Genomic DNA, 25,725 nt, shown 5'->3' on the forward strand with positions numbered 1-25,725 from the left:
CGCTTCAGAACCGGCTCTTATACCACAGTCGTATGAACCCCCGCTGTCCGGCAGCCGCGCCGCCACATTCTATACTGAAGCCATGAAGACCCGGCTGTCGCTCAGATCCCGTTTCTGGCGCCTGCTGCCGGTGATGTTGCTGCTGCTCGGCCTGACCGGCACGCTGAACGCCCTACCCGCCGCCGCTCCGGCCGCCGGTGGCGTATGGCTGCTTGACCTCAGGGGAGTCCTGGGGCCGGCCAACGCCGACTATCTCGGCCGCGGCGTCGAGGCGGCGGCAGAGTCCAGCGCCCGGGCGGTGATCATCCGCATCGACACCCCCGGCGGCCTGGATCTGTCGATGCGCGATCTGATTCGCACCCTGCTCGCCTCGCCCGTTCCGGTGATTGGGTATGTCACGCCGGGCGGCGCCCGGGCCGCCAGCGCCGGCACCTACATTCTGTATGCCTGCCACGTCGCGGCGATGTCGCCGGCCACCAATCTCGGCGCTGCGACGCCGGTACAGATCGCCTCGCCTTCACTACCCGCACCACAGCAACCCGAGCAGGGCGACCCGCCCGAGTCCCGGGAATCACCCGCGCCACAGCCTGGCAGCGCCATGGAGCGCAAGCTGGTGAACGATGCCGTCGCCTATATCCGCGGACTGGCGGAGCTGCGCGGACGCAACGGCGACTGGGCGGAACAGGCCGTGCGCCAGGGCGCCAGCCTGTCCTCGAGCCAGGCGCTGGAAAGGAAGGTTATCGACCTGATCGCCGAGGATCTCGATGACCTGCTGGCGCAACTCGAGGGCCGCGAAGTGATCATCGACGGTCAGACCCGGATCCTGAGCCTCTCCGGCGCGCCGCTGATCGAGCACAAACCGGACTGGCGCAGCGAATTCCTGGCGGTGATCACCGACCCCAACGTCGCCTACGTGCTGATGCTGCTGGGTATCTACGGCCTGATCTTCGAGTTCTCCAACCCGGGCATGGGCCTGCCCGGTATCGTCGGCGCAGTCTGCATCCTGCTGGCGCTGTACGCCTTCCAGGTGCTGCCGGTGAGCTACGCCGGCCTGGGACTGGTGATTCTCGGCCTGGCACTGATGGTGGCCGAGGCCTTCGCGCCCAGCTTCGGCGTGCTGGGCCTCGGCGGCCTGATCGCCTTTGTCGTCGGCTCGATCATTCTGATGGATACCGAGCTGCCGGCCTTCCAGATCGCCCTACCGGTCATACTGGCGCTCGCTTCCGCCAGCGCAGGTCTGCTGGTACTGGTGCTGGGCATGGTCTGGCGCGCGCGCCACCAGCCGGTGGTCTCAGGCCGCAGCGCCCTCGTCGGCCAGACCGGTGCGGTCGAGCAGCTGCACGACGGCCAGGCGCTGGTCCGGGCAGCCGGTGAGCTCTGGCAGGCGGATTCTGACGAGCCGCTGCAAACCGGGGACGAGGTGCGCATCCTTGACGCCGGCGGGGTACGCCTGAAAGTCGAAAAACTGCGGAGGCGAACATGACTTTTTACTTTACCGGCACGCTGGCGGTGCTCGTCCTGATGCTGCTGCTGTCGATGTTCCGGATACTGCGCGAGTACCAGCGCGGAGTAATTTTCCTGCTGGGACGCTTCTACCGTGTCAAAGGGCCGGGGCTGATCATCGTCATCCCGATCATTCAGCAGATGGTGCGCGTCGACCTGCGCACCGTGGTGATGGACGTGCCGACCCAGGACGTGATCTCGCGTGACAACGTCTCGGTGCGGGTCAACGCCGTGGTCTATTTCCGCGTCGTCGACCCGGAACGCGCCATTATCCAGGTGGAGAATTTTCTCGAGGCCACCAGCCAGCTGTCCCAGACCACGCTGCGCTCGGTGCTGGGCCAGCACGAGCTCGACGATATGCTGGCCGGGCGCGACAAGCTCAACGCCGATATCCAGGTGATCCTCGACAAGCAGACCGACGCCTGGGGCATCAAGGTGTCCAACGTCGAAATCAAGCACGTCGACCTCGACGAGAGTATGATCCGCGCCATCGCCCGCCAGGCCGAAGCCGAACGCGAGCGACGCGCCAAGGTCATACATGCCAAGGGCGAGTTCGAAGCCTCCAGGCAGCTGCTGGAGGCCGCCGAAATTCTGGCGACCCAGCCCCAGGCGCTGCAACTGCGCTACCTGCAGACGCTGACCGAGATCGCCGGCGAGAACAGCAATACCGTGGTATTCCCGCTGCCGCTGGATATCGTCAGCGCCTTCAAGCCGCCACCGCGCGAGTAAGCCGCCAACCTAGCTTTCACGACAGAGCGCTATCCAGCGCTCCAGGCCGGCGCTGCGATACTTCTGCCGGTGCAGCACGAAATAGAACAGGCGCCGGAAGTCGCGGCCGGGTACCACCAGCGGCACCAGGTCGCCGCGGCGGAAGCTGTCTTCGAGGGTCACGCGGGACAGGCAGCCGATACCCAGCCCGGCCTGCACCGCGCGCTTGATGGCTTCGGTGTGCTGCAGCTCCAGCAGCACCTTCAGCCGGGGCATCAGGCCGTGCATGGCGCGATCGAATGCCTGACGGGTGCCGGAACCCGATTCGCGCAGGATCCAGTCGGCGTCGAGCAGCTCGTCGTCACCCAGGCGACCGGCCGAGGCCAGCGGATGCCCGGCGGCGCAGAACACCACCAGTTCGTCCTCGCGCCAGGGCTGCACCTCGAGGTCCTGAAAATGCACCTCGCCTTCGATCAGGCCGATATCGAGCTCGAAATTGCGCACCTTCTCCGCGATGGTCGCGGTATTTTCGACGTCGAGGCTGATACGCGCGTCCGGATGCGCCGCCATGAACCGGGCCATGATGGCGACCGCCAGGTAGTTGCCGATGCTGAGCGTGGCGCCCACCTTCAGCGGCCCCGCCTCGGCATGCTGCTGGAACGCAAGCTCCAGTTCGCCGGCCTGTGCCAGCAGCGCCTCGACCCTCGGCTGCAGCAGGCGTCCAAGCTCGTTCAGCTGCAGGCGCTTGCCGACCCGGTCGAACAGCTTGATATCGAAATGGGTCTCGAGTTCGCGCAGCGCGCCGCTGGCGGCCGACTGCGACATCGCCAGCTCTTCGGCCGCCCGGGTGAGATTCTGGCTGTGTGCCGCGGCCAGAAATACCTGCAGTTGGCGCAGGGTGTATTTCATAATCGGATTTTCCGATAACGGTTATTGAAATTAACATTTTTACAGCGAGTTATAGATAACGCTACCCTAGCTGCCATTAGGTTATAAGCATCACCAACAGGTGCAGGAAAAGGCATAATGAGCAATCTCAATCGCGAAACCGTCACCAGCGTACACCACTGGAACGAAACCCTGTTCAGCTTCACCACCACCCGCGACCCGGGATTCCGTTTCAAGAACGGTCATTTCACCATGATCGGCCTCGAGCTCGAAGGCAAGCCGCTGATGCGCGCCTACAGTATCGCCAGCGCCAACTATGACGAACAGATGGAGTTCTTCAGCATCAAGGTGCAGGACGGCCCGCTGACCAAACACCTGCAGAAGCTGCAGGTGGGCGATGAGGTCCTGATCAGCCGCAAGCCGACCGGCACCCTGGTCGCCGACCATCTGCTGCCGGGCCGCCACCTGTACCTGCTCAGCACCGGTACCGGCCTTGCACCCTTCATGAGCATCATTCGCGACCCCGAGATCTACGAGCGCTACGACAAGGTCATCCTGACCCACGGCGTGCGCTACGTCTCGGAACTGGCCTACCAGCACACCATCATGGAAGAGCTGCCGAACAACGAATTCTTCGGCGAAGAGGTTCGGGAAAAGCTGCTGTACTACCCGACCGTCACCCGCGAACCGTTCCGCAACCAGGGCCGCCTGACCGATCTGATGCGCAATGGCAAGCTGTTCGACGATCTCGGCCTGCCGCGCCCGAACCTGGAAGACGACCGCTTCATGATCTGCGGCAGCCCGAGCATGCTCAAGGAAACCTGCGGCATCCTCGACGACTGGGGCTTCAGGGAGTCCCGTCACGGCGAAATGAGCCACTACGTTATTGAACGGGCTTTCGTCGAGAAATAAAGAGTGACGCGTAACAGGTGACAGGTAACGCGTTTTCATACTGAAAGGCGCCGGATCACTCCGGCGCCTTTTTTGTTTTGTCTTTGTAGGAGCTCGCTCCGCGAGCAAACAACCGTCGGGCAGCACCGAACGTTCGCCCACGGAGTGGGCTCCTACGACGGACCAAGTGCCACCGCAGGGACCGCGTCCCGCGGCGGGGCGCCACTCCCACAATTAAGGCCGCCCGCCGGGGTTGCTCATCGCATTGTAGGAGCACGCTCCGCGAGCGAACAACCATCGGGCAGCACCGAACGTTCGCCCACGGAGTGGGCTCCTACGACAGACCGAGCGCCACCGCAGGGACCGCATACCGCGGCGGGGCACCGCTCCACAATTCAGGCCGCCCGCCGGGGTTGCTCATCGCATTGTAGGAGCTCGCTCCGCGAGCGAATAACCGTCGGGCAGCACCGAACGTTCGCCCACAGAATGGACTCCTACGACGGACCAAGCGCCACCGCAGGAGCCGCGTCCCGCGGCGGGGCACCGCTCCCACAATTCAGGCCGCCCGACGGGGTTGCTCATCGCATTGTAGGAGCTCGCTCCGCGAGCGAATAACCATCGGGCAGCACCGAACGTTCGCCCACGGAGTGGGCTCCTACGACAGACCGAGCGCCACCGCAGGGACCGCATAGCAGGAGCGCGCTCCGCGAGCGAATAACCGTCGGGCAGCACCGAACGTTCGCCACGGAGTGGGCTCCTACGACAGAACGAGCGCCGCCGCAGGAGCCGCGTCCCGCGGCGGGTCACCGCTCCACAATTCAGGCGGCCCGGCGCGGGTTGCTGAGCTGTTCGAGCAGCGCCTGCAGCGGATGCGGGATCTGCTGCTCGTCGAAACGTTTGACCTGACTGCGGCAGGAGTAACCGGTGGCCACCAGCTTGCCCTGGTTGTCGGCGTCGTTGACCTGCTCGCGCCAGCTCAGGTCGTAGATACGGCGCGAGGTCTGATAGTTGCCGCTCTCGTGGCCGTAGGTCCCGGACATGCCGCAGCAACCGACCGACAATACCTCGAGCTTCTGCCCGAGGGCGGCAAAGATCGCCTGCCAGCTGCGAATCGACGGCGCCGCCGAGGTCTTCTCGGTACAGTGCGCCAGCAGCCGGAATTCGCCCGCCGGCAGTCCTGCGGCCAGGGTTTCGAGAACGGCACTCTGCTCCACCAGCCATTCCTGAATCAGCTTCACCTCCGGACGCTCGGCCTCCGGCAACGCATAGGCGTACTCCTGGCGGTAGGTCAGCGTCATCGAGGGGTCGATGCCCACCAGCGGCAGCCCGCTGTCGGCCAGCGCCCGGAGCATGCCGGCGTTGTCCCGCGCCGCCTTCTCGAATGCCGACATGAAACCGTGCACGTGCAGTGGCTTGCCATTGGGCTTGAACGGCGCCACCAGCACGTAGAAGCCTAGCCGGCCCAGCAGATCGACGACATCGAGCACCAGATGGCTCTCGAAATAGCTGGTGAAGGCGTCCTGCACGAGCACCACCGCCTTGGCGCGCTGCGACGCGGTCAACGTCCCGATGCGCTGCGGCGTCGCCAGCTCGACACCGCGGCGGCGCAGGCCCTGCAGCAGATCGTGGCGGCTGATCTCGGGGCTGTCGACCATGCCGATCTGGCGGCGGAACAGCCGCTTCATCACGCCGTTGCGCATCGCCCAGTTGTACGGTGCCGGGAAGCGCGCCAGCGCCGGGATCATGTATTCCAGGCTGCCAATCAGGTAGTCCTTGGCCGGACGCAGGTAGCGGCCGTAGTAGACCTCGAGAAAACGGGCACGGAAGTCCGGCACGTTGACCTTGATCGGGCACTGGCCGACGCAGGACTTGCACGCCAGACAGCCCATCATCGACGCATGGACCTCGTTGGAGAAGTCGTACTCGCCGCGCCCCTTGCGCAGACTGTTGCGCACCCGCGCCGGCAGGCTGCGGACAAAGGACGTCGACTTAAGCCTCTGGCTGGCGTCATTGAGATCGACGCCCTGACTGGCCATCAGTCGCAACCACTCGCGTACCAGGGACGCGCGCCCCTTGGGCGAATGAATGCGCTCGCGGGTGCCCTTCCAGGATGGGCACATGGCATCGTTGGGGTCGTAGTTGAAGCAGGCGCCGTTGCCGTTGCAGTTCATCGCCGAATCGTAGCTCGCGCGTACTTCGGCACCGATCTGGCGGTCGTGCTGGCCACGGGTCGGCACGGCGTCGATCTTCAGCAATTCGGCACCGTCGATCATCGGCGTCGCGATCTTGCCCGGGTTGAGCTGGTTGTGCGGGTCGAAGGCACCCTTGACGCGCTGCAGCTCCGGATAGAGATCACCGAAGAACTCGGGCGCGTATTCCGAGCGCACCCCCTTGCCATGTTCGCCCCACAGCAGCCCCTTGTACTTCTGCGTCAGGCGCACCACCTCGTCGGTCACTTCGCGGATCAGGCCTTCCTGCGCCTCGTCCTTCATGTCGATCGCCGGACGCACGTGCAGCACACCGGCATCGACGTGACCGAACATGCCGTACTGCAGCCCGCGCTCATCGAGCACGCCACGAAACTCCATGATGAAGTCCGCCAGGTTTTCCGGCGGTACCGCGGTATCTTCGACGAACGGGATCGGCCGGCGCTCGCCCTGGGCGTTGCCCAGCAGTCCCACCGACTTCTTGCGCATGCCCCAGATCTTGTTGATCTCGCCGGCACCGTAGGCCACGGTGTGGCCGAAGCTCCTGCCCGGCTGGCCGCTGACCGACTCGAGGTGTGCAACCAGCTTGTCGACCTTGGCGCGAACCTCCGCCTCATCATCGCCGGTGTACTCCACCAGGTTGATGCCCTGGATCTCCGGCTCGCCCTCCCCGTGCGGGAAGTAGTCGCGCACCGAGTCCCAGACGATATCGCCCATCGCCAGGTTCAGCACCTTGGAATCGACCGTCTCGATCGAGGTCGGCTCCCAGTCCGTCAGCGCCTTGGCATCGCGCAGCGAGGCTTCGAAGCTGTCGTACTTGATATTGACCAGCGCCGCGTGCTTCGGGATCGGCAGTACGTTGAGCTTGGCTTCGGCAATAAACGCCAGCGAGCCTTCGGCGCCACAGAGCACCGAATTGAGGTTGAAGCGGCCGGCCTCGTCACGGATATGCGCCAGGTCGTAGCCGGTCAGACAGCGGTTGAGCTTGGGGAACTTGGCCTCGATATCGTCACGGCGGGTTTTGTGGATCTCGTCGATCAGGCGGTGCACCTCGCCGACACGGTCGTCGCGCGACTTGATCGTCTCCAGCGCCTCGTCGTCGAGGGGCTTCGACTCCCAGAAGGTGCCATCGAGCAGTACCGAGCGCAGTTCCAGCACGTGATCGCGGGTCTTGCCGTAGAGGCAGGACCCCTGGCCGCTGGCGTCGGTGTTGATCATGCCGCCGATGGTGGCGCGGTTGCTGGTCGACAGCTCCGGGGCGAAGAACAGACCGTGGGGCTTGAGGGCGGCGTTCAGCTGGTCCTTGACCACCCCGCCCTGCACCCGTACCCAGCGCTCCTCGACGTTGATCTCGAGAATCCGGTTCATGTGCCGGGAGCAGTCGACGATCAGGCCATCGGTCAGCGACTGACCGTTGGTGCCGGTACCGCCGCCGCGCGGACTCAGGCCGATGCGGCGAAAACGCGGCTCCGACGACAGCCGCGCAATCAGCACCAGATCTTCGGCGCTGGCCGGATAGAGCACCCCCTGGGGCAACAGCTGATAGATGCTGTTGTCGGTCGACTGCACCACCCGGTTGGCGTAATCGGGGCTGACCTCGCCGGCGAACCCCTGAGTCTTGAGCCGCTCGATGAATTCGAGATACAGCGGTTGGGTGGTATCGGTATGCGCGATGCGTGGGATCATGGCGTGCTCGGACCTCGTCGCCGCCCCGCGCCATCCCTGTGACGCGAAGCTGAATTTGTCAGTTTGAGCGCTATGATGCAAAATCCTGATTTATCATTCAAACGGTAAAATTTTATTAATTAATCGCCTATGTCGAATAATCTATCGATCCGCCACCTGCGCGCCTTCGTTGCCGTGGCCCGACATGGCAGTTTTACCCGTGCCGCCGAGCATCTGCACCTGACGCAGTCCTCGCTGACCGCGACCATCAAGCAGCTGGAGCAGCAGAGCGGTCTCGTGCTGCTCGATCGCACCACCCGGCGCGTGCTGCTCAATGCCGAAGGCGAACGCTTTCTTCCGGTTGCCGAACGCCTGCTGTCGGATTTCGACACCGCCGTCGCGGACCTGCAGGCGGTGGCCGAGCATCAGCAGGGACAGGTCGGCATCGCCGCGTCACCGTCGACCATCTCGCGCCTGCTGCCACCGGTTGTGAAACGCTTTCATGATCGCCACCCGCAGGTGGGGATTCTGCTGCGGGACCACAGCGCGGCGGGTATCGAGCAGCATGTGCTTGCCAACGATGTCGACTTCGGTATCGGCGGCAACCACTCGGACCAGCCGGACCTGAGCTACACCCCGATCCTGAGGGACCGCTTCGGCGTGGTGCTGGCACCGGACCATCCGCTGGCGCGCGAGAACGGAACCCTGGACTGGCAGGCGCTGGCCGGAGAGGAGCTGCTGATGCTGTCGACCGACACCGGCATACGCGCCCAACTGTCGCGTTATCCGGCACGTCAGGACATAGGACTGCAACTCGACCGCCCTACTCTCGAGGTGTCGAATCCGGCCGGCCTCGCGGCACTGGTCGAGGCGGGAATGGGGCTGTCGGTTCTGCCGGCGCTGGCCGCCGGCACCCGCTCCTTTGCATCACTGCATTTCCGGCCGCTCGCCAACCCGGCGCTGCACCGCGATCTATATATCATCCGCCGCCGTGGCCGCTCCCTGAGCCCCGCCGCCGACAGCCTGCTGGCCATGGTCAGGGAAACGTTCTCGTCCATGACGCTGCCGCCTTTTGTCGAAGCGGTTCCGGATGACGGGTGACCCGGGGACATCTTAGGCAGGTTTCGTTTCTCTCAAAGTGCCCTACGACGGATCGAGCCCCGTAGGGCACCCGGAGAGTAGCGAAGCGTGCCGTTATCCATACGCCTTGGCCGGCAGCCACAGCACGAGCTCCGGCACGAATACCAGCACCAGCAGGCCGATCAGCTGCAGCACGATGAACGGAATCACGCCGCGGTAGATCTCGGTCAGCTTCACCCCCGGCGGGCAGACGCCCTTGAGGTAGAACAGCGCGAAGCCCACCGGCGGCGTCAGGAAACTGGTCTGCAGTGCCATCGCCACCAGCATCACGAACCACACCAGCTGCGGGTTGTCGACCACACCATAACCGTCGATGGCGATATCCAGCGCCGAGATCACCGGCGCCAGCAGCGGCAGCACGATCAGGGTGATCTCGATCCAGTCGAGGAAGAAGCCGAGCAGGAAAATCACCGCCAGAATAAAGAAGATGATGCCGTAGGGACCGAACGGCAGCCCGGTGAGGAAGGACTCGATCAGCTCGTCGCCGCCAAGCTCGCGCAGCACCAGGGCAAAACAGCTGGCGCCGATGAAGATCGCGAAGATGTAAGCGGTGGTGTTGGTCGTGCCGGCGACCACGTCCTTCAGCACCTGCAGGCTGAACTTGCGGTTGTAGACCGCCAGCAGCGTGGCGCCGAGGGCGCCGACGCCGGAGGCCTCGGTCGGGGTGGCGATACCGGTGAAGATCGAGCCCAGCACCACCAGGATCAGCAGCAGCGTCGGCAGCACCGCGCGCAGCACGTTGAACAGCACCGCGAGCGTCACCGGCCGGGCATCGGCCGGTACCGGCGCGGCAGCGGGCCTGAGCAGGCCATAGCCCAGGATGTAAATGATATAGAGCGCGCCGAGCATCAGTCCCGGCGCCACCGCCCCCATAAACAGGTCCCCCACCGACAGCGCCAGCTGATCGGCCATGATCACCAGCATGATGCTCGGCGGTATCAGGATGCCGAGGGTACCGGCCGAGGCGATGGTCCCGAGCGCCAGCGGCATGGCATAGCCCTGCCGCGTCATCGCCGGCAGCGACATCACCGCCAGCAACACCACCGAAGCGCCGATGATGCCGGTCGAGGCCGCGAGGATGATACCAATGGCGGTAACGGTGACGGCAAGGCCGCCGCGAACGCGGCCGAACAGCTCCTGCATCGAGTGCATCAGCTTTTCGGCCACGCCGGACTTGTCGAGCATGATGCCCATGAAGATGAACATCGGCAGCGCCACCAGGATCCAGTTGTCCATGATCTTCCAGAGGCGGTTCACGACCAGCCCCAGGGTGAGGAAATCCAGCCCGGTGAAGGTATCCAGATTGGCGTCGGCCCACTGGCCGACGAAGGCGAAGATGATGCCGATGCCGCCCAGCACCCAGGCCACCGGAAATCCGGTGAACAACAGCGCGATGAACGACAGGAACATCGCGATTACCAGAATTTCATTGGCTTCCATTATGTTTATTCTCCCGGGCCGTCGGTCACAGCAAACGACAGGAACCAGCCTTCACAAGCCACAAGAATGTCATTAGCGTCCATTGCGCCTACTCCCCCCGCACCAGCAATACCGCCTCACGGTACAGACGCGACAGCACCGCCAGCGCCAGAAGCGCCATTGTCAGCGGGATCGCGCTCTTGATCAGCCAGCGCCATGGCAGGCCGGAAGGCGCCGAGGAGCTTTCGTTGATACGCCAGGAGTCGGCGACGAAATCGAGGCTGTGGATGAAGATCACAGCGATAAACGGCAGTAACAGGAACAGAATGCCGAGAATCTCGATGATGCGTTTGGTTCGCGTTTTGAATGCGGCATGAAACAGATCCACCCGCACATGGGAATCGGTAGTCTGGGCGTAAGCCAGACCGAACATCACGCCAACGGCGTAAAGATGCCACTGCAGCTCCTCGAGGGCGATCAGGCCATGCGAGAAACCCTTGCGCAACACCACCTGCAGCATGATGACGAGCACCAGCAGCACGTAGCACCAGCCAATGCCGAGCGTGAGGCGACGTATGGCCGAGTCGATACGGTCCGACAGCGCAACCGCCGGCAGTTTGTTATTGTCGTGCACGGAAAATACCTTTGTTACGCGTGACAGGTGACACGTGACGGGGCACGGCGCCGCTTTTACGCGTCACACGTCACTTGTCACCCTGAGGTCAATTCGCCTGTTTGCGCGGCAGGAAGGCGTTGCTTTCCCACAGGTCATAACCTGCGCGGAACTGGCTCAGGTCATCCCAAACTTTCTTGAAGAACGGATCTTCGGCGGATTTCTCGGCCACGACCTCATTCCATTTTTCCTCGAAGGTATCGAGCATCTGCTGATTCCAGTAGCGGATCTCGACGCCGTTCTTCTTGGCGTCGGCCATCACCGGGAACTGCATCGCCTCACCCTCGGCGATGGAGTTGGTCACCGACGCCATGCAGGTGGTCTCGAGGGTCGCCTGCTGGCCCGGGGTCATCTCGCCCCAGGTATCCTTGTTGATCAGCAACTCGAAAATGGTCGCCTGCTGGTGCCAGCCCGGGAAGTAGTTGTACTTGACGATCTTGTTGAGACCCAGGCGGGTATCGATCGCCGGCTGCGAGAACTCGGTGGCGTCGATGGCGCCCTTCTCCAGCGCGCCGAAAATCTCGCCGCCGGGAATCTGCACCGTGCCCACACCGAGCTTTTCCATCACCGAGGCGCCGAGCCCGAAGAAACGCATGTTGAGGCCCTCGAGATCCTCGGGTTTTTCGATCGGCTTGGAGAACCAGCCCGAGGTCTCGGGCGACAGGATCGCGCAGGGAAGCACATGAACGTTATAGCCGGCGCTGTCGTACATTTCCTGGTAAAGCTTCAGGCCGTTGCCGTAGTACAGCCAGGCCATATACTCACCGGCCTCAGGGCCGAAAGGCACCGCCGAGAACAAGGCCGCCGCCGGTATCTTGCCCTGCCAGTAACCGGCGGTGGCGTAGCCGGAGTTGACCTTGCCGGAGGATACCGCATCGAGAATTTCCGGAGGACTCACCAGCTTGCCCGGCTCGTAGACCTTCATGCGGATCCGTCCGTCGCTGACCTTGTCCAGGTGATCGGCGACCCAGGTGATGGTGGTACCGAGCGCCGGCAGATTGGTACCGAAGGCAACCGGCGTTTTCAGCAGGACCTTGTCGGCGGCAAGGCTCGAGGTGGCGGTCGCCGCAACGGCGGTGGCAACGGCTGCGCTCAGAATCATCGATTTTATTGTTTTCACGTGTCGCTCCAGTTTGTAATTGTCGTATCCAAAGCGGGTCCGGGCTTGAGCTGCGCGGAACCAGAGTATTCCCGTATGGGAAATCGGTAAGTCGGTGAAGGCCCGCTCAGTGCGCGGTCCAGGCGCCGTCGATCGGCAGCGCCGCGCCGGTGATGCCGGCTGCGGCGTCGCTGCACAGATAGGCCGCCAGCTCGCCGATCGCCTGCGGCGCGATCAGCGAAGGATAAGGGGTTTTGGTGTGAATGAGCCCGAGTTTCGCTTCGTCGAAGCTGACGCCATGCTCTTTGGCGTAGTTCTCGAACTGCTGATTGAGCAGCGGCGTGTCCGTCCAGCCTGGGCAGATAGCATTGGCGGTAATACCGTCGGCGGCGTGCTCCAGCGCCATCACCTTGGTCAGCCCCACCAGTCCGTGCTTGGCGGCGCAATAGGCGGACTTGTTGGCCGAGGCGACGAGACCGTGAACGGAGGCGATGTTGATGATGCGGCCCCAACCGGCCCGCTGCATGGCCGGCAACGCCAGTCGGGAGGCATGGAAGGCGGCACTCAGGTTCACCGCCAGGATCAGGTCCCACTTCTCGGGGGGAAATTCGGCAGTCGCTGCGGTGAACTGGATTCCGGCGTTGTTGACGAGGATATCGACAGCGCCGAACTGCTCGACGCACGACCGGTACAGTCTTTCGACCTGACGCGTCCCGGACAGGTCCGCCTGGCAGTAATCGGTGCGAACACCGTGCTCATCGGCCAGCTTGCGGGCGATGAGCCCGCCCAGTTCGGCGTCCTCCAGACCATGCAGCATGATCTGGTAACCCCGCTGCGCCAGAACCCCGGCGGTCGCGAGACCGATGCCGCTGCTCGATCCCGTGACCAGCGCCGTGCGTGTCTTGCTCATTCCTGTCTCTCCGTTGTTGTTATCTTTTCGTATCCTTACAGCACAGGTTGGGCCAGAAAGTTTAAATCTTTGTTTTATCTTGATTTATTAGCATATTCTTTGAGAGAAGCAAGGCATAACTGTCAAATTTTACTTACATATCCGACAAACACATACAGACACTTCTGTCTGGATAACAGACAGTCGCCCGGCGGCTGCAGCGGATCGGGTTGCCTGTGTTTGCAACCGGCATGACCCGGATAACAGAGGGCTACTCAGCCTGCGCCTGGTCGCCTCGGCGTCACCGGCGTCAGTAATCAACCTTGCCCCGCAGCGCCTTGGTCTTGCCCTGGCGTGTCTTGCTGTCGAGCCGGCGCTTTTTCGAGGCTTTCGTCGGTTTGGTGGGACGGCGTTTCTTGCGCTCGACCATCGCCGCCAGGATCAGCTCGCGCAGCCGGTTCAGCGCGTCCTCCCGGTTGCGTTCCCAGGTCCTGTGCTGCTGCGCCTTGATCACGATGACCCCGTCCTTGGAAATCCGGGCATCGCTGAGCTGTGAAAGTTTCTGCTTGTAGGCGTCGGGCAAAGAGGAGTTGACGAAATCGAACCGAAGGTGCACGGCGCTTGCAACCTTGTTGACGTTCTGCCCGCCCGCCCCCTGGGCGCGGATGGCGTTGAGTTCGATTTCGTCGTCGGGGATGGCGACACTGCTGGAAAGTCTGAGCATGAATGGTGAGTTGTGAGTTGTGAGTTGTGAGTTGTGAGTTTGATTTCAGCCCTTGCCGCCATCATTCAGACGGTCCGTGTCGGCCGCGAGTTGCTGCAACGCATCGGACACCTGCACCACCGGCGAGGCCGGCTGATCCAGTTCGCGCCAGGGCGCCGGCAGCAGCTCGAGTTGTTCACGCACCCGCTCGCGGATTCTCTCGAGCGGTTCGGACGCCTGCAGCCGCCGCCCGTTGTTCATCACCGGCTGCAGCAGCGCAGCGCCGCCGCTGACCGGCTCGCGGGCGGTACACAGCCGGTCGAACCGCAGCAGGCCGCTCTCGTCGACGTAACGGTACAGCTGCTTGGCTCCCGGCCAGGTCGCCTTGCCGCTGGAGCGCTTACGCCTCGGTTGCCCGTCGTATTCCTCGAGCTTGTAGGCGCAGTTGAGATAAGGCGCGTCGGCGCAGGTGGTCAGATGGGTGCCGATACCGTAACCACCGATCGGCACCTCGCGTTTGACCAGGCTCCGGATCAGGTATTCGTCGAGGCTGCTGCTGACGAAAATACCGATTTCAGGATGCCCGGCCTGATCCAGGATGACGCGCACGCGACGCGCCTCATCCCCCAGCTCACCGCTATCGATGCGTACCGCCTTGATGCGCACGCCACGGGATGCGAGCTCGTCGGCCAGTTTTGCCACCCGACGCGCACCACGATCAGTGTCGTAGGTGTCGATCAGCAGCACCAGGTTGTCCGGCTGACTGTTTGCGAAAGACCGAAACGCCGACATCTCGTCGTCGTGCGCCTGCACGAAAGCGTGTGCCATGGTGCCGAACAACGGGACACCGAAGCGCTGCCCGGCCAGCACATTCGAGGTACCGTCGAAGCCACCGATATAGGCGGCGCGGGCGGCGTGCAGGCCCGCCTCGGCACCGTGGGCCCGGCGCAGGCCGAAATCGACCAGCAGCGCATCCCCTGCCGCCATGCGGCAGCGCGCGGCCTTGCTGGCGATCATCACCGGCAGTTGCAGCAGGTTGATCAGCCGGGTCTCGATCAGCTGCGCCTGCGGCAGCGGTGCCGTGATGCGTACCAGCGGCTCGTTGCCGAAGAACAGCGTCCCCTCCGGCAGCGCATGCACGGAACCGGTAAAACGGAAGTTAGCCAGATAATCGATCAGATTGCGACCAAAGAAGCCGCTTTGTCCGAGATAGTCGAGCTCGGCTTCGCTGAATCGCGCGCACTCGAGAAATTCGAGCAGCTGCTCGAGGCCCGCAGCCAGCAGAAAATTGCGGTTATCAGGCAGCTTGCGGACAAAGAACTCGAAAACCGCCTCGGCGTGCATGTCACGATCCAGATACCCCTGCAGCATGGTCAGCTGGTAGAGGTCGGTCAATTGCGGGCTGTCGCAGAGCAAATCGCGGTCAGACATTGGCATCCGCCAGGTCCTGCGAGCTGATCAGCTTCGCGCCGGCCACCCGCATCTGCTGCAGCGCGTGGTCAGCATCGCCGGCTTCGACCCCGACCGCCCGGATCGCATCCTCCAGCACCCGGGCATCGAATCCCTGAGCACAGGCGTCCAGCACCGTCTGCAGCACACAGTAATCGGTCGCCAGCCCACCGATAAAAAGTCGCCGCACCCCGGCCCGGTGCAGCCGGTCGGCAAGGTCGGTACCCTGGAACCCGGAATAAGCCTCCTGGGTTGCGGTATCGCCCTTGGACACGATCATCGCATCCTCCGGCAGCGCCAGCTCCGGAGCCCAGTCGGCGCCGTGGGTATGCTGCACGCAGTGCGGTGGCCAGGGGCCGCCCTGCTCGCGAAATGAGCAGTGGTTGAGCGGGTGCCAGTCGCGGGTCGCGACCACCGGCAGCCCGTGATTTCGAAATATCCCGATCATGCGGTTCAGCGGTGGGACCACCCGATCGCCCTCCTCCACGCCGAGATGGCCGCCGGGCAGAAAGTCCTGCTGAACGTCGACCAGCACCAGCGCGTCGCCGGCGCCCAGTTTCAGTTCATCTCGTACTCGCATTTCAGATTCCCCCAGAGCCGGATTGCTGTCGTCGACCGACTCACGTTAAGCCTAGTGCATGCGCACAAAACCGCGATCCGCTGGGCACCCCCTGCACACCCACAGGGCAGCGGCAGCAGCAACGCCAGTCGCACGCCACTTGCGGTCTGGCTGTCTGGACGTCAGCTCCCCAGCATCAGGATCAGCCCGGCGGTGACCAGTGCCACCAGCAGTGTGCGCAGGCCGCTGCGCCAGATCGAAACACCGGCAATGCGGCCAAGATAGACACCGAGCAGGAACATCAGGATCAGCGCCACCAGCAAAGACAGCACCAGCGGCGAGGCCGGCAGTGGCAAGCCGGCCTCGGCCAGCCACAGCGGCGTTATGATCAGCAATGCCAGCAGCAGCGGTGCGGCACCATTGGCCAGCGCCACCACCCAGGGTACCCAGCGCGCCGCCCGGCCATGGGCGCTGTCGCCAAGATCGCGGGCCATGGCCTGTTCGAGTTCGGCCAGCGAGCGCTGCCGTTCGGCCGACTCGCTGATAAGCGCACTGCTGACCCCGCTCACGGCAAGCGCCACGGTGGCGCCGACGCAGGCGCCGATCACCACCTGCAGCGGAGCCGGGTCGCTGACGGCAAAGCCCAGAATGATACCCAGCATCGTCAGCGCACCGTCGAAGCCGTTGACGATAAAATAACGCCGGACAATGCCGCTGGAGTGACTGATACGGAGCAGGAACGCCAGCTGTCTAACGTGCTTCAAGCCGTACTTACTCCGGTTCGGCTGCGTCGGGCGAGCCCTCGAAGTCGACCTCATCGACGCTGTGCAGCGACGCCCCGAGGTCACTGATCACCTGATGCACGGCGTCAAAATCGATACTCGGCGCGGATATCTCGACCGCCAGCGTCTCAGTATTCTTGTCCATCTCCAGAACCTGCAGCCGTACCCGGTAACCGCCGATATCCGACAGCACCCGGGCCAGTTCCAGAACGCTGGGATCCTGAGGTTTGAGCACATCCAGCACCACCCTTGTCAGCACCGCCATCGAGCATCTCCCGTCAACTTTGCACTGCCCGGACAATAAGCATAGTCACCCTGGCTGCACCGACCCGCGCCTGCGAGCGGCGCCGGCGGTCCTGCCGGCCGTCGTTGCCCCGGCCACGCCGGCTGTCAGCGTGAATCGCATCGCCTCCTCCATGGACATTTCTACCGGTCTGATGCGGCTACGCGGAATCAGCACCGCATAGCCGCCGATCATGTAACTCAGCGGCAGATACACCAGCACGCAGTCCTCGTCGCGGAAGGATGCGGGCAGCTTTTCGGTTACCGCCTGGGTCACGAAGCCGATCAGCTGCATATCGCCAAAGGTCACCGCCACCACCTGTTCGAACTCTTTGTGGGCGTCGGGGGAAAAATAATCGAAGAAGTCACGTATCGCCCGGTAAACCGATTTAATCAGCGGCATCCGGTAAAGCAGGTCTTCGGCGGCGGCGAAAAGCTTTTGCACCACATAGGCGTGCATCAGGATACCCACCGCCAGTGTCATCAGCAGGGCCGCAACCAGCCCCATTCCCGGCATATAGAGCGCGTCCGGCAACAAAAACCGTATCAGTCCGCCGAGCGCAAGCTCGATCGACATCAGCAACCAGTAGAACAGATACAGCGTGAGCATGACCGGCAGCAGCGTCAGCAGCCCGGTGAGAATGTTGCGACTCAGAAATTTCAGCATGGACAGGCTCCGACAGCGAGAACTCGTCACTCAAGCATAGCTGCTGTACCGGGCCGGATTACATGATCTGCGACAGCCTGACTGTCGCTGAAGTGCGACTCCCAGGCACCGGCGCCGGGCGAAAAAACATAGGATTAACAAAGGATTTCCGGAATTTTTTTGATGCTGATCTAAACTGACCCAAGACCGTAAAACCGTCTGTAGAAGGATCTTTTCCAACCGGCAGCCAGGAAGGCGCTTCGGCTGTAACCTGATGGCAGACATGCCGGGTTCGAGCGCGTTCTGCACTGCAAAATTTTCAGGAGTGCGAGATGAAAACGTCAGGTACCAAGGCAGGCAGACTCCTGCTGGCGGTTGCGACCGCGGTTCTGCTGCCGCTCGGCAGCGCGGCGGCCCAGACCGACAAGCCCAATATTCTGGTGATCTGGGGCGACGATATCGGCTGGCAGAACGTCAGCGCCTATGGCATGGGCACCATGGGCTACACCACACCCAACATCGACAGCATCGGCATGGAGGGCATACGCTTTACGGATCACTATGCCCAGCCGTCCTGCACCGCCGGACGAGCCGCCTTCATTACCGGTCAGTACCCGATTCGCTCGGGCATGACCACCGTCGGCCAGCCCGGGGACACCCTCGGTCTGCAGGCGGCCTCCCCCAGCCTCGCCGAGGTCCTCAAAGAAGCCGGCTACAGCACCGGCCACTTCGGCAAGAACCATCTGGGCGACCGCAACGAGCATCTGCCAACCGTGCATGGTTTCGACGAGTTCTTCGGCAACCTGTACCACCTCAACACCCAGGAGGAAGCCGAACAGCGCGACTACCAGCGTTTCGGCAAGGCCTTCTCCGGCGATCTCGAAACCTACGAATCGAAATTCGGCACCCGCGGCGTGATTCACTCGTTCGCCACCGACAACAACGATACCACCGAAGACCCGCGTTTCGGCGTGGTCGGCAGGCAGACCATCGAGGATACCGGCCCGCTGACCCAGGAGCGCATGAAGAACTTCGATGCCGGCGAGGTCATTCCCAAGGCGTTCGACTTCATGAAAAAGGCCAAGGATGACGACAAGCCGTTCTTCGTCTGGCTGAACACCAGCCGCATGCACCTCTATACACGCCTGAACGACGAGTGGCGCTACGCCGCGGAGAACTACACGTCCGAAGCCGATATCCACGGCTCCGGTATGCTGCAGCACGATCACGATATCGGTCTGGTGCTCGACTTCCTCAAGGATAACGAGCTCGACGACAACACCATCGTCTGGTACTCGACCGATAACGGCCCCGAGCATACCTCCTGGCCCCACGGCGCCACCACGCCGTTCCGTGGCGAAAAGATGACCACCTACGAAGGCGGCGTGCGTGTGATCTCGATGCTGCGCTGGCCCGGCGTGGTCGAACCCGGCCAGAAGCTCAACGGCATCCAGGCGCATCAGGACATGTTCACCACCCTGGCCGCCGCGGCCGGCGTCGAGAATGTGGCCGAGAAAATGAAGGAAGAGAAAAAGCAGTACATCGACGGCGTCAACAACCTCGCGTACTGGAAAGGCGAAAGCGACCACTCCGCCCGCGATCACATTTTCCATTACTACGAGAGCAAGCTCACCGCGGTGCGCATGGGGCCCTGGAAGTTCCACTTCTCCACCAAGGAGGACTACTACGCCAACGTCGTTCCGCGCACCGTGCCCCTGGTGTTCAATATCCGTATGGACCCGTTCGAGAGCTACGACAGTCCGGACGCCTACGGTCACCTGATGCAGAAGGTCTCCTGGCTGCTGCAGCCTATGGGCCAGCTGATGGCCCAGCACCTGCAGTCGCTGGCCGAGTATCCGCCGGTCCAGGGCGGCAAGAGCTTCGATATGTCGAACGTGGTGCAGGACTTCATCAACAAGTCGATGCAGTAACGACAGGCGCCATGCTTCTACAGCAAGCACCAGCGTGCCGCCTTCCCGGCGGCACGCATCTTTCTGGATCTGGCTCTGCTACCCTGCCTTGAATCCCGCCGACTCCAGCAACGCCACTCCCTGCCGGTAACCCAGGCCGCCATTGCCGTGCACCATGCCTAACCGCTCGGGCCCTTCGAGCAGCCGATGGTGCATGCTGATCAGGGCATTCAACGCCGGATTGTTCCAGGCCCCGCGACCAAGGTTCATGCCGCCGGTAATGGTAATACTGTGCTGTTCCAGAAATCCCGGAATATCGTCCAGCACGTCCACCAGGCCACTGGCCAGCAAAAACGCCATCGGCACCACCGGATAGCAGGTATAGGCCTCGAGCAGCGCCTCGCCGGCGCGAAATCGTGCGGCGAAGTCAAGGTCGGCAGCCTCGCAGCAGTCCCGGTAGGCCTCGCGCAGGTGACCGTAGCCGGCGATGTGCTCGATGTGCCCGGGACCGTCCGCATCGAGCCTGCCCAGACCCACCGCCCGAATCTCCACGGATGTTTCCAGCGCAACACCCAGTTCCCGCGCCAGCCTCTCGTCGACTATCAGCAGCCTTCCCTCGAAGTCGACCAGCGGGTTGGCACAGTCGACACCGCGGAACAGCGGCGTAAGCGGACGATACCAGCGCTCGTCCGGCAGCGCCTCGGGGCTGAAATCGCCCGCCAGCGCATTGCGATAACTAAGCTTGTAGTTCTCGAACAGGGCGCGGGATATCTCTCGAAAAAGGTCCGCATCGACCCCGTGGCGGCGCAGGAACTCACCGGCCAGATCGGTATAGGCCTTGGTCAGCGGGTAGTCCGGGCCGTACACCGACATCAGGCGCAGCCGCTCATCGCGCTCGTAACCGCTCTTGATGTGGTCCTCCCCGCGGATCAGCACCGCCCTCTCGCCCCCGATAACAAGCTCGCGGGCGCGGGCCAGGGCTTCGATCGGCGCACAGCCACTGCGAAAGTGATCCTCGGGCTCCGGGCTGTGCCAGTCGGCGCTGAGCGGTTCTATCACCAACTCCCGGATACGCAACCCCAGCGAACGGATACGGTCCTCCAGCATACGGCACTGTTGCTGACACCCGACGGCGTCGACGGTTTTGGCGGCGGCAACGATCAGGGTACGGGTCATCGACTGGCTCCTGGAAAATCCCACAGCATATCAGGGTTTACCCCTATTACTATCCTGATCGCCGGTCATCGACCTCGTACAGCTCCAGCGGCAGGCCATCAGGATCCTGAAAGAAGCAGAAACGCTTGCCGGTATAGGGATCCTGGCGGACCGGCTCGACCGCAACGCCGGCGGCCCGAAGATGCCGCACCCAGGGTTCTAGCGAAGCCACCGCCAGCGCCAGATGGCGCAGCCCCTGCGCTTCCGGGTAGCTCGGCCTTGGCGGCGCGGAAGGAAAGCTGAACAGCTCCAGCTGTCCGCCATCGGGCAGCGCCAGGTCCAGCTTCCAGGAATCCCGCTCGGCACGGTAGTGCTCTGCCAGTACCTCGAGACCCAGCAGCCCGGTGTAGAAGTCGCGCGAGCGCGCATAGTCCGAGCAGATAAGCGCCACATGATGTATCCGCAGCAGCGCAGGCACAGCGTCTTTCATGGTATCGACCTCAGCTCCATAACTGACGCAACGTGTTCACGCCGCGCTCGAACCAGTCCGCCAGCGCCAGTTCCGGCAGCCAGGCGAAGGCCGGGTGCCAGGCATCGGTATCCGGACTCAGCCAGATCCCCACCAGGGTCGCCAGCAGCAACCCCATCGAGGCCAGCGGCTGGCCCCAGTCGGTCAGCTTCAGCGCCGTGCCGAAGGAGCGCTTGACGCGCATACCGGAGAGGTCGACGCTGTAGATCTCGTCGAGCAGCAGGTGCACGGTGGCGCCGAAGAACACAAAGCCGGCGACGCCCCAGGCGGCCCGGGCCCCCAGCCCGAACAGGTGGTAGCCAATCAGCACCGAAACGGCGGCGAACAGCAGATTGGCCAGCAGGCTGTGCAGCAGTCCGCGATGCACCGTGTACTGCTCGAACAGCCAGCGCAAAGGGTACAGCACCAGCAGAAAGGCCGCAGCGGCCAGTATCAGCACCTGCCAGTGGGGCAGTGTCGTCATCCAGAACAGTACCACCAGCCCTGCGGCCAGAGCGCCAAACAGTCGAAACACCAGCCGGATTGAGATCGAATCGTCGGCATCGATATCGGGGAGGAGCCCCCCCAGCGTGCCGGCCAGCGCGTAGATGACGGCCTCGCGCATGTCGGCGAATCCGGTCATGGCGGCGGTGGCAGCCAGTGGTGCGCTCAGTGCCGCCGCGACGGTGGTATGGGTCTTGAAATCGGCCATTACTCCATCCCTGGTTCAACGATTACGGACCTATTGTACGCTGGCGGGGGCGCCGCCGCAGGTCCGGATATCGAAAAATAAATACATTTAACTTCAAAAGCTTAAAACCGGAAAGATGAACACTACTTTAAGTACTGTGGGGCGTTGGAAAGCGGTCTTTTTCGATGGACAGCAGTCGCTTGATGGCGCCTTTCGGTCCGGCTGCGCCGGGGACATCGCGGCGCGGACCACCAAAAGCCGCCGCTATCTCGCGGATGAAATCCGGGAATGGGGTCTACCGCCGGCTACAGCGAGCGTCCGGCCGCCGCCAGATAGTCAAGCACATCGAACACCCGTCCGACGTACTTCTCCCGCAGCTGAAAATCGCCTGGCCCATCCCGCGACAGGTCCTGCTGCACGGCTCCGAGCAACTTGCGCAGACGGCGCTGGTGCCACCCGAGTCTGGCCTGCACCGGATCGGCGACGGTTCCGATAAAGGTGGCGACCACGGACAGGGCCATCGCCACCCCCGCGACCGAGACCAGCACTGTGGTTGTCGAAGGGACGACCGGCACCATGGCGTAGAACCAGGAGCCGACAACGGGCCCAAGCCAGAACCCCGCCACCGCGGTGGACTTGGCGACCGAGGCCGCGATGGCACTGCCGGCCCCGAAACTGCCCCAGGCGGTCTGCCCCAGTGCAAGTTGACTCGACAGCACCACCATCAGATTGCCGGCAAGCTCGGAGGTGCCGGTACGGGACGCACCGTATTCGGCAAGGCGCAGATCGAGTCGGCGCCGAAAATCGGTATCGGCCTGACGCCCGGCCAGGCCGCCCAGTCGGGCGTCGATGAGGTCCTGGAGGAAAGGGTCGGCGAGTATTTCCGCCATCAGCGCATCGCGAGCTCTGCTGTCAGCTGCATCGCAGGGCAGCTCCAACAGCTCCGTCACCACCAGCCTGCCGATCTCACGGTCCAGACTGGTGATCAAACCCGGGGGCACCTGCGCCAGTTTCGCGGCGACTGTGCGCAGGCCGCAGATCCCGGCCAGCAGCCCCAGCACGGCGATCACGAAGCGGGGCAAGGACCAGGCGATATTGAGCGGAATACGAACCAGGTCCCAACCCAGGGCCTGCGCATGCAGCCTCAGACTGCCCCTGAAGGAAAAGTGACGCCTGACAAAGGGGTCAACGCGTCGCTGCCGTGCGTCCATGTAGCGGCCGATCGCCCTGTCGATCGCCGCCTCGACCCGCGCCTGGTCATCGGCGCTAGGTTCGTGCCGGGCCAGGTTCTCGACCTCGACATCAGACAGATCTTGATACCCCTCGCGGTACATCACTCACTCCCGAGGTTCGTTCTCCCACGACGGGGCGCCCTGCAGCCCCGCCGGCTTCTGCATGGGGACAGCGTCGCCACCTTGAAGTTTCGCAGCAGGGTGTGCCGCGCCCTGACCAGGCACATACCTCCCTGCCCCGGCCGCCTGGCTGCGGACACTGTGGCAGGAAGGTATGAGAGCCCGCGGATCAGTTGGGCCAGGCGGGGGTTAGCCTGATCACCGACTCGATGGCGCCGTTGAGGCCCGAACGCGTCAGCCGCATCGGCTTGTACTCCCAGGACTGGTAGAGCTCCAGCTGATCTTCGAAGTGCGGGCTTTGCGAGTCGCCGCTCTGGCCCGGAGCCATCACACTCTGACCGATGAAGTTGTTTCCGGGCCCGTGCTGAATGATGTAGTTGTAGGTACCACGATTCATCCAGACAGTGTCGGGCACTGCACCCAGGCCGATCGGCTTCCAGTCGATCGTTGCAACCGGCTGCAGCCAGCCACCGGGATCGGAGGAGGCATACTCGGTGGTTAACTGATTCAGGGCATCGACCAACGCGGCCGTAACGGCCTGCTCGGCTGATTCGCCATCCAGGTAGTCGTGCTGCAGCGGCAGGGCGACACCATCGACGAGCAGGCGATACACCAGGTTGCCCAGGGTACTACCGAGCGCAGGCATCACCTGCGGGCCCAGTTCATCGCCGAACACCCGTGTTGTCAGGGCCGGCCACCAGGTGTTGAAGATAGCCACTGCCGGACTGTCGTAGTAGCCATCCCCACCCATGGGCTCGAGGTCGAGCTGCTGCATATCCCAATTGCCCAGAAGCTCGGCAATGGCGGGCAGTCTCGGATCGGCGCCGGTATCCACACGGCTCAGAAGCTCTCCCAGCAAGGGCGGAGCGAAGATGTTGCGCGCGGCGTTGGAGGGTGTCTGGTTGGTCCAGCCGGCGAATCGGTTAAGTTCCTCCAACGTTTCGATGGTGGCGGTGCCGGGCTCGAGCTGCGACAGGTAGTCTGTCAGCGTGGAAGCCCGGTGCACCGGTCCCCAGTTCCAGAAGTCCATTCTGGAGTTCTGCCAGCCGGCGCGGGGTTTGTTGTTCCAGGCGCTGATCCAGCCCTGCTCGGGGTTTACGGTCCGCGGCATGTCTTCCCAGGGCACGAAACCCTGCCACTCGGCGTTTCCGGTGCCGTCATGTGGCAACCAGGGATTGTCGTCCGGCGCCCGGAGCGGTATTTCGCCCAGGTGCCAGTAGGCGATATTGCCGCGCCTGTCCGCCGACACGAGGCTGAGGTTGTACGGGAAGTTCTTCAGGGACTCCTGGGCCTCCTGCACCGAGCCGGCGCGGATCATGCCAAGGTAGGCCTCATGGCTCTGCAGGTCCTTGCCCCTTCCGGCAATCTTCAGACTGAAGGCGAGGCCCGGTGCGGTGCCCAGTACCGGGCCGTGGACAGACTCGCAGATGGTCTTCCCGGTATCGGGTGCACCTGCCACACCGAAGGTTTCCAGGCGGCAGTCGTAGTCCAGCCACTCGCCATTGAACCTGTACTGCTGCGGGTTATCCGGATTCACCACTTCGGCGTAGATATCCGAGTTGTCGGTACCGCCGGTCACCGTGGTCCAGGACATGTCCGTCGATACCCCGACAACCGTCAGCGGCAAGCCGGCAACCCCGACACCGAAAGTGTCATAGCCGCTATAGTGAATGCCCATCTCGTGGCCTAACTGGGGGCTGGAGTAGCCCACCTGTGGCCCGCCCATCAACAGCGGGCGTCCGGTGGCCGACAGTTTCGGTCCGATCACCGCGGCATTTGACGACGAGCCGCTACCCATGCCGACACGGCGCAGATTGGACCGCAGATCATCGAGTCGCGATTGAATCTTAGTAAAATCAGCGGCAGGCAGTACCGGTTTTCCGTGCCCAATCCCGGCACCCGGGTGAGCCGGGTTCAGGGCGCCATTGGCCGGCACTATGGTGGGCGCGTCCGGGTCCTCCAGCCAGTGTGTGTCGGCGAAAATCTTCGCCCCCTCTTCGGGTCCGTTGATCGCGATCAGCTGCTGCAGCTGGGCGGCATTGGCGAGCTCCTCGCCGCCGCCGGTGGCGACATCGAGCCACAGCATCTGCAGGATATTGATGCTGTCGGTAGGCGACCACTCCTCCGGCTCGAAGCCGAAAGCGGAAAACTCCTGCGGCAGCGTGCCGGTCCTGATGGCTTCGGCAATGTAGGCGTTGATGCCGTCGGTGTAGGCGGTGAAAATCAGTTTCTGTTCTTCCGTGGCGGCCTCGAATTGCGCGATTCGGCCTTCTTCGGGTCCGGTCAGGGTCCGCAGGGTGATATCCCCGCCGAGCGCCGGGGGGCCGAACAGCTCCGCTGTCGTGCCTCTTGCGGTACGACGCAGGAGCTCCGCCTGCCACAGGCGGTCCTGCGCCATGGCATAGCCCACGCCGTACCACAGCGAGGCGTCGGTGGAGCCGTAGACGCGCGGCGTGCCGTAGTTGTCGCGCAGGATGGTCACCTCTCCCTCTTTGGGCGTGGCCGCCTCGACGCCCGTTGCGAAAGCCAGTGGCAGGAGCGCACAGGAAAGCCGGACCAGAAATCCTGGCTTGCGTAGATGATCGAGCATATTCAACCTCCCGGTT

Annotated in this window: 22 protein-coding genes; 5 read left to right on the top strand and 17 right to left on the bottom strand. The window is 63.4% G+C overall.

Going from position 1 to position 25,725, the window contains the following annotated elements:
* Positions 1-82 precede the first annotated feature (82 nt).
* Entirely contained in the window at positions 83-1,483 is a 1,401-nt protein-coding gene (locus IEX85_RS19800; protein WP_229722023.1) for an NfeD family protein, read from the top strand.
* On the top strand, positions 1,480-2,232 hold the full coding sequence (locus IEX85_RS19805) for a slipin family protein (RefSeq protein ID WP_188862360.1): 753 nt from the start codon (positions 1,480-1,482) through the stop codon (positions 2,230-2,232). Before IEX85_RS19800 ends, IEX85_RS19805 begins: the two co-directional genes overlap by 4 nt.
* Before the next feature lie 9 nt (positions 2,233-2,241).
* Here IEX85_RS19805 and IEX85_RS19810 read toward each other — a convergent pair whose 3' ends face one another.
* The gene (locus IEX85_RS19810; RefSeq protein WP_188862361.1) at positions 2,242-3,120 is read right to left on the bottom strand and encodes a LysR family transcriptional regulator; all 879 of its coding nucleotides are present in this window, start codon (positions 3,118-3,120) and stop codon (positions 2,242-2,244) included.
* A gap of 117 nt (positions 3,121-3,237) precedes the next feature.
* Here IEX85_RS19810 and IEX85_RS19815 point away from each other — a divergent pair, with 117 nt between their 5' ends.
* Entirely contained in the window at positions 3,238-4,011 is a 774-nt protein-coding gene (locus IEX85_RS19815; RefSeq protein ID WP_188862362.1) for a ferredoxin--NADP reductase, read from the top strand.
* A gap of 797 nt (positions 4,012-4,808) precedes the next feature.
* Here IEX85_RS19815 and ydiJ read toward each other — a convergent pair.
* On the bottom strand, positions 4,809-7,883 hold the full coding sequence (gene ydiJ / locus IEX85_RS19820) for a D-2-hydroxyglutarate dehydrogenase YdiJ (protein ID WP_188862363.1): 3,075 nt from the start codon (positions 7,881-7,883) through the stop codon (positions 4,809-4,811).
* Positions 7,884-8,012: 129 nt separating this feature from the next.
* Here ydiJ and IEX85_RS19825 point away from each other — a divergent pair, with 129 nt between their 5' ends.
* Positions 8,013-8,963, top strand: coding sequence for a LysR family transcriptional regulator (locus IEX85_RS19825; protein WP_188862364.1), 951 nt, complete (start codon positions 8,013-8,015; stop codon positions 8,961-8,963).
* A gap of 93 nt (positions 8,964-9,056) precedes the next feature.
* On the opposite strand, the gene IEX85_RS19830 is transcribed toward IEX85_RS19825, so the two are convergent.
* From IEX85_RS19830 to IEX85_RS19875, 10 genes are all read right to left on the bottom strand, one after another.
* Positions 9,057-10,442: a TRAP transporter large permease gene (locus IEX85_RS19830; protein WP_188862365.1), complete on the bottom strand. Its 1,386-nt coding sequence runs from the start codon at positions 10,440-10,442 to the stop codon at positions 9,057-9,059.
* A gap of 88 nt (positions 10,443-10,530) precedes the next feature.
* Complete coding sequence (locus IEX85_RS19835; RefSeq protein ID WP_188862366.1) at positions 10,531-11,055, bottom strand: TRAP transporter small permease subunit; 525 nt, start codon at positions 11,053-11,055, stop codon at positions 10,531-10,533.
* Positions 11,056-11,143: 88 nt separating this feature from the next.
* Complete coding sequence (locus IEX85_RS19840; RefSeq protein WP_188862461.1) at positions 11,144-12,196, bottom strand: TRAP transporter substrate-binding protein; 1,053 nt, start codon at positions 12,194-12,196, stop codon at positions 11,144-11,146.
* Between the two features lie 124 nt (positions 12,197-12,320).
* Positions 12,321-13,103: a 3-hydroxybutyrate dehydrogenase gene (locus IEX85_RS19845; RefSeq protein WP_188862367.1), complete on the bottom strand. Its 783-nt coding sequence runs from the start codon at positions 13,101-13,103 to the stop codon at positions 12,321-12,323.
* 289 nt (positions 13,104-13,392) lie between these two features.
* Positions 13,393-13,806 (bottom strand): alternative ribosome rescue aminoacyl-tRNA hydrolase ArfB, encoded by a 414-nt coding sequence (gene arfB, locus IEX85_RS19850; protein WP_188862368.1) that lies wholly within the window; start codon positions 13,804-13,806, stop codon positions 13,393-13,395.
* A 45-nt stretch (positions 13,807-13,851) separates the two neighbouring features.
* Positions 13,852-15,216 carry a nicotinate phosphoribosyltransferase gene (locus tag IEX85_RS19855; protein ID WP_188862369.1) on the bottom strand — a complete coding sequence of 455 codons (1,365 nt, stop codon included), beginning with the start codon at positions 15,214-15,216 and terminating at the stop codon, positions 13,852-13,854.
* Positions 15,209-15,814, bottom strand: coding sequence for an isochorismatase family protein (locus IEX85_RS19860; RefSeq protein ID WP_188862370.1), 606 nt, complete (start codon positions 15,812-15,814; stop codon positions 15,209-15,211). Before IEX85_RS19860 ends, IEX85_RS19855 begins: the two co-directional genes overlap by 8 nt.
* Before the next feature lie 161 nt (positions 15,815-15,975).
* Positions 15,976-16,557 carry a VIT1/CCC1 transporter family protein gene (locus tag IEX85_RS19865; RefSeq protein ID WP_188862371.1) on the bottom strand — a complete coding sequence of 194 codons (582 nt, stop codon included), beginning with the start codon at positions 16,555-16,557 and terminating at the stop codon, positions 15,976-15,978.
* Between the two features lie 7 nt (positions 16,558-16,564).
* The gene (locus IEX85_RS19870; RefSeq protein ID WP_188862372.1) at positions 16,565-16,840 is read right to left on the bottom strand and encodes a DUF211 domain-containing protein; all 276 of its coding nucleotides are present in this window, start codon (positions 16,838-16,840) and stop codon (positions 16,565-16,567) included.
* A gap of 45 nt (positions 16,841-16,885) precedes the next feature.
* On the bottom strand, positions 16,886-17,524 hold the full coding sequence (locus tag IEX85_RS19875; RefSeq protein ID WP_188862373.1) for a DUF502 domain-containing protein: 639 nt from the start codon (positions 17,522-17,524) through the stop codon (positions 16,886-16,888).
* Between the two features lie 311 nt (positions 17,525-17,835).
* Here IEX85_RS19875 and IEX85_RS19880 point away from each other — a divergent pair, with 311 nt between their 5' ends.
* Positions 17,836-19,434, top strand: coding sequence for an arylsulfatase (locus IEX85_RS19880; RefSeq protein ID WP_188862374.1), 1,599 nt, complete (start codon positions 17,836-17,838; stop codon positions 19,432-19,434).
* Between the two features lie 78 nt (positions 19,435-19,512).
* Here IEX85_RS19880 and IEX85_RS19885 read toward each other — a convergent pair whose 3' ends face one another.
* The 5 genes from IEX85_RS19885 to IEX85_RS19905 all read right to left on the bottom strand — a co-directional run bounded on the left by IEX85_RS19885 (position 19,513) and on the right by IEX85_RS19905 (position 25,709).
* The gene (locus IEX85_RS19885) at positions 19,513-20,589 is read right to left on the bottom strand and encodes a hypothetical protein (RefSeq protein ID WP_188862375.1); all 1,077 of its coding nucleotides are present in this window, start codon (positions 20,587-20,589) and stop codon (positions 19,513-19,515) included.
* 49 nt (positions 20,590-20,638) lie between these two features.
* Complete coding sequence (gene gloA2 / locus IEX85_RS19890) at positions 20,639-21,058, bottom strand: SMU1112c/YaeR family gloxylase I-like metalloprotein (protein WP_188862376.1); 420 nt, start codon at positions 21,056-21,058, stop codon at positions 20,639-20,641.
* A 10-nt stretch (positions 21,059-21,068) separates the two neighbouring features.
* Positions 21,069-21,788, bottom strand: coding sequence for a metal-dependent hydrolase (locus IEX85_RS19895; RefSeq protein ID WP_188862377.1), 720 nt, complete (start codon positions 21,786-21,788; stop codon positions 21,069-21,071).
* A 284-nt stretch (positions 21,789-22,072) separates the two neighbouring features.
* Complete coding sequence (locus tag IEX85_RS19900; RefSeq protein WP_188862378.1) at positions 22,073-23,101, bottom strand: DUF6635 family protein; 1,029 nt, start codon at positions 23,099-23,101, stop codon at positions 22,073-22,075.
* A 187-nt stretch (positions 23,102-23,288) separates the two neighbouring features.
* On the bottom strand, positions 23,289-25,709 hold the full coding sequence (locus IEX85_RS19905) for a penicillin acylase family protein (RefSeq protein WP_188862379.1): 2,421 nt from the start codon (positions 25,707-25,709) through the stop codon (positions 23,289-23,291).
* Between the last annotated feature and the right edge of the window lie 16 nt (positions 25,710-25,725).

It is taken from the genome of Marinobacterium nitratireducens (assembly GCF_014645375.1).
Lineage (GTDB): Bacteria > Pseudomonadota > Gammaproteobacteria > Pseudomonadales > Balneatricaceae > Marinobacterium_A > Marinobacterium_A nitratireducens.

Bases quoted from the DNA above. Each gene is read 5' to 3' on its own strand.
- IEX85_RS19845 (WP_188862367.1), bottom strand. From the start codon at position 13,103: ATGAGCAAGACACGCACGGCGCTGGTCACGGGATCGAGCAGCGGCATC.
- IEX85_RS19825 (WP_188862364.1), top strand. From the start codon at position 8,013: ATGTCGAATAATCTATCGATCCGCCACCTGCGCGCCTTCGTTGCCGTG.
- IEX85_RS19805 (WP_188862360.1), top strand. From the start codon at position 1,480: ATGACTTTTTACTTTACCGGCACGCTGGCGGTGCTCGTCCTGATGCTG.
- IEX85_RS19880 (WP_188862374.1), top strand. From the start codon at position 17,836: ATGAAAACGTCAGGTACCAAGGCAGGCAGACTCCTGCTGGCGGTTGCG.
- IEX85_RS19860 (WP_188862370.1), bottom strand. From the start codon at position 15,814: ATGCGAGTACGAGATGAACTGAAACTGGGCGCCGGCGACGCGCTGGTG.
- ydiJ (WP_188862363.1), bottom strand. From the start codon at position 7,883: ATGATCCCACGCATCGCGCATACCGATACCACCCAACCGCTGTATCTC.
- IEX85_RS19830 (WP_188862365.1), bottom strand. From the start codon at position 10,442: ATGGAAGCCAATGAAATTCTGGTAATCGCGATGTTCCTGTCGTTCATC.
- IEX85_RS19875 (WP_188862373.1), bottom strand. From the start codon at position 17,524: ATGCTGAAATTTCTGAGTCGCAACATTCTCACCGGGCTGCTGACGCTG.
- arfB (WP_188862368.1), bottom strand. From the start codon at position 13,806: ATGCTCAGACTTTCCAGCAGTGTCGCCATCCCCGACGACGAAATCGAA.
- IEX85_RS19815 (WP_188862362.1), top strand. From the start codon at position 3,238: ATGAGCAATCTCAATCGCGAAACCGTCACCAGCGTACACCACTGGAAC.
- IEX85_RS19885 (WP_188862375.1), bottom strand. From the start codon at position 20,589: ATGACCCGTACCCTGATCGTTGCCGCCGCCAAAACCGTCGACGCCGTC.
- IEX85_RS19840 (WP_188862461.1), bottom strand. From the start codon at position 12,196: ATGATTCTGAGCGCAGCCGTTGCCACCGCCGTTGCGGCGACCGCCACC.
- IEX85_RS19900 (WP_188862378.1), bottom strand. From the start codon at position 23,101: ATGTACCGCGAGGGGTATCAAGATCTGTCTGATGTCGAGGTCGAGAAC.
- IEX85_RS19895 (WP_188862377.1), bottom strand. From the start codon at position 21,788: ATGGCCGATTTCAAGACCCATACCACCGTCGCGGCGGCACTGAGCGCA.
- IEX85_RS19800 (WP_229722023.1), top strand. From the start codon at position 83: ATGAAGACCCGGCTGTCGCTCAGATCCCGTTTCTGGCGCCTGCTGCCG.
- IEX85_RS19905 (WP_188862379.1), bottom strand. From the start codon at position 25,709: ATGCTCGATCATCTACGCAAGCCAGGATTTCTGGTCCGGCTTTCCTGT.
- IEX85_RS19855 (WP_188862369.1), bottom strand. From the start codon at position 15,216: ATGTCTGACCGCGATTTGCTCTGCGACAGCCCGCAATTGACCGACCTC.
- IEX85_RS19870 (WP_188862372.1), bottom strand. From the start codon at position 16,840: ATGGCGGTGCTGACAAGGGTGGTGCTGGATGTGCTCAAACCTCAGGAT.
- gloA2 (WP_188862376.1), bottom strand. From the start codon at position 21,058: ATGAAAGACGCTGTGCCTGCGCTGCTGCGGATACATCATGTGGCGCTT.
- IEX85_RS19810 (WP_188862361.1), bottom strand. From the start codon at position 3,120: ATGAAATACACCCTGCGCCAACTGCAGGTATTTCTGGCCGCGGCACAC.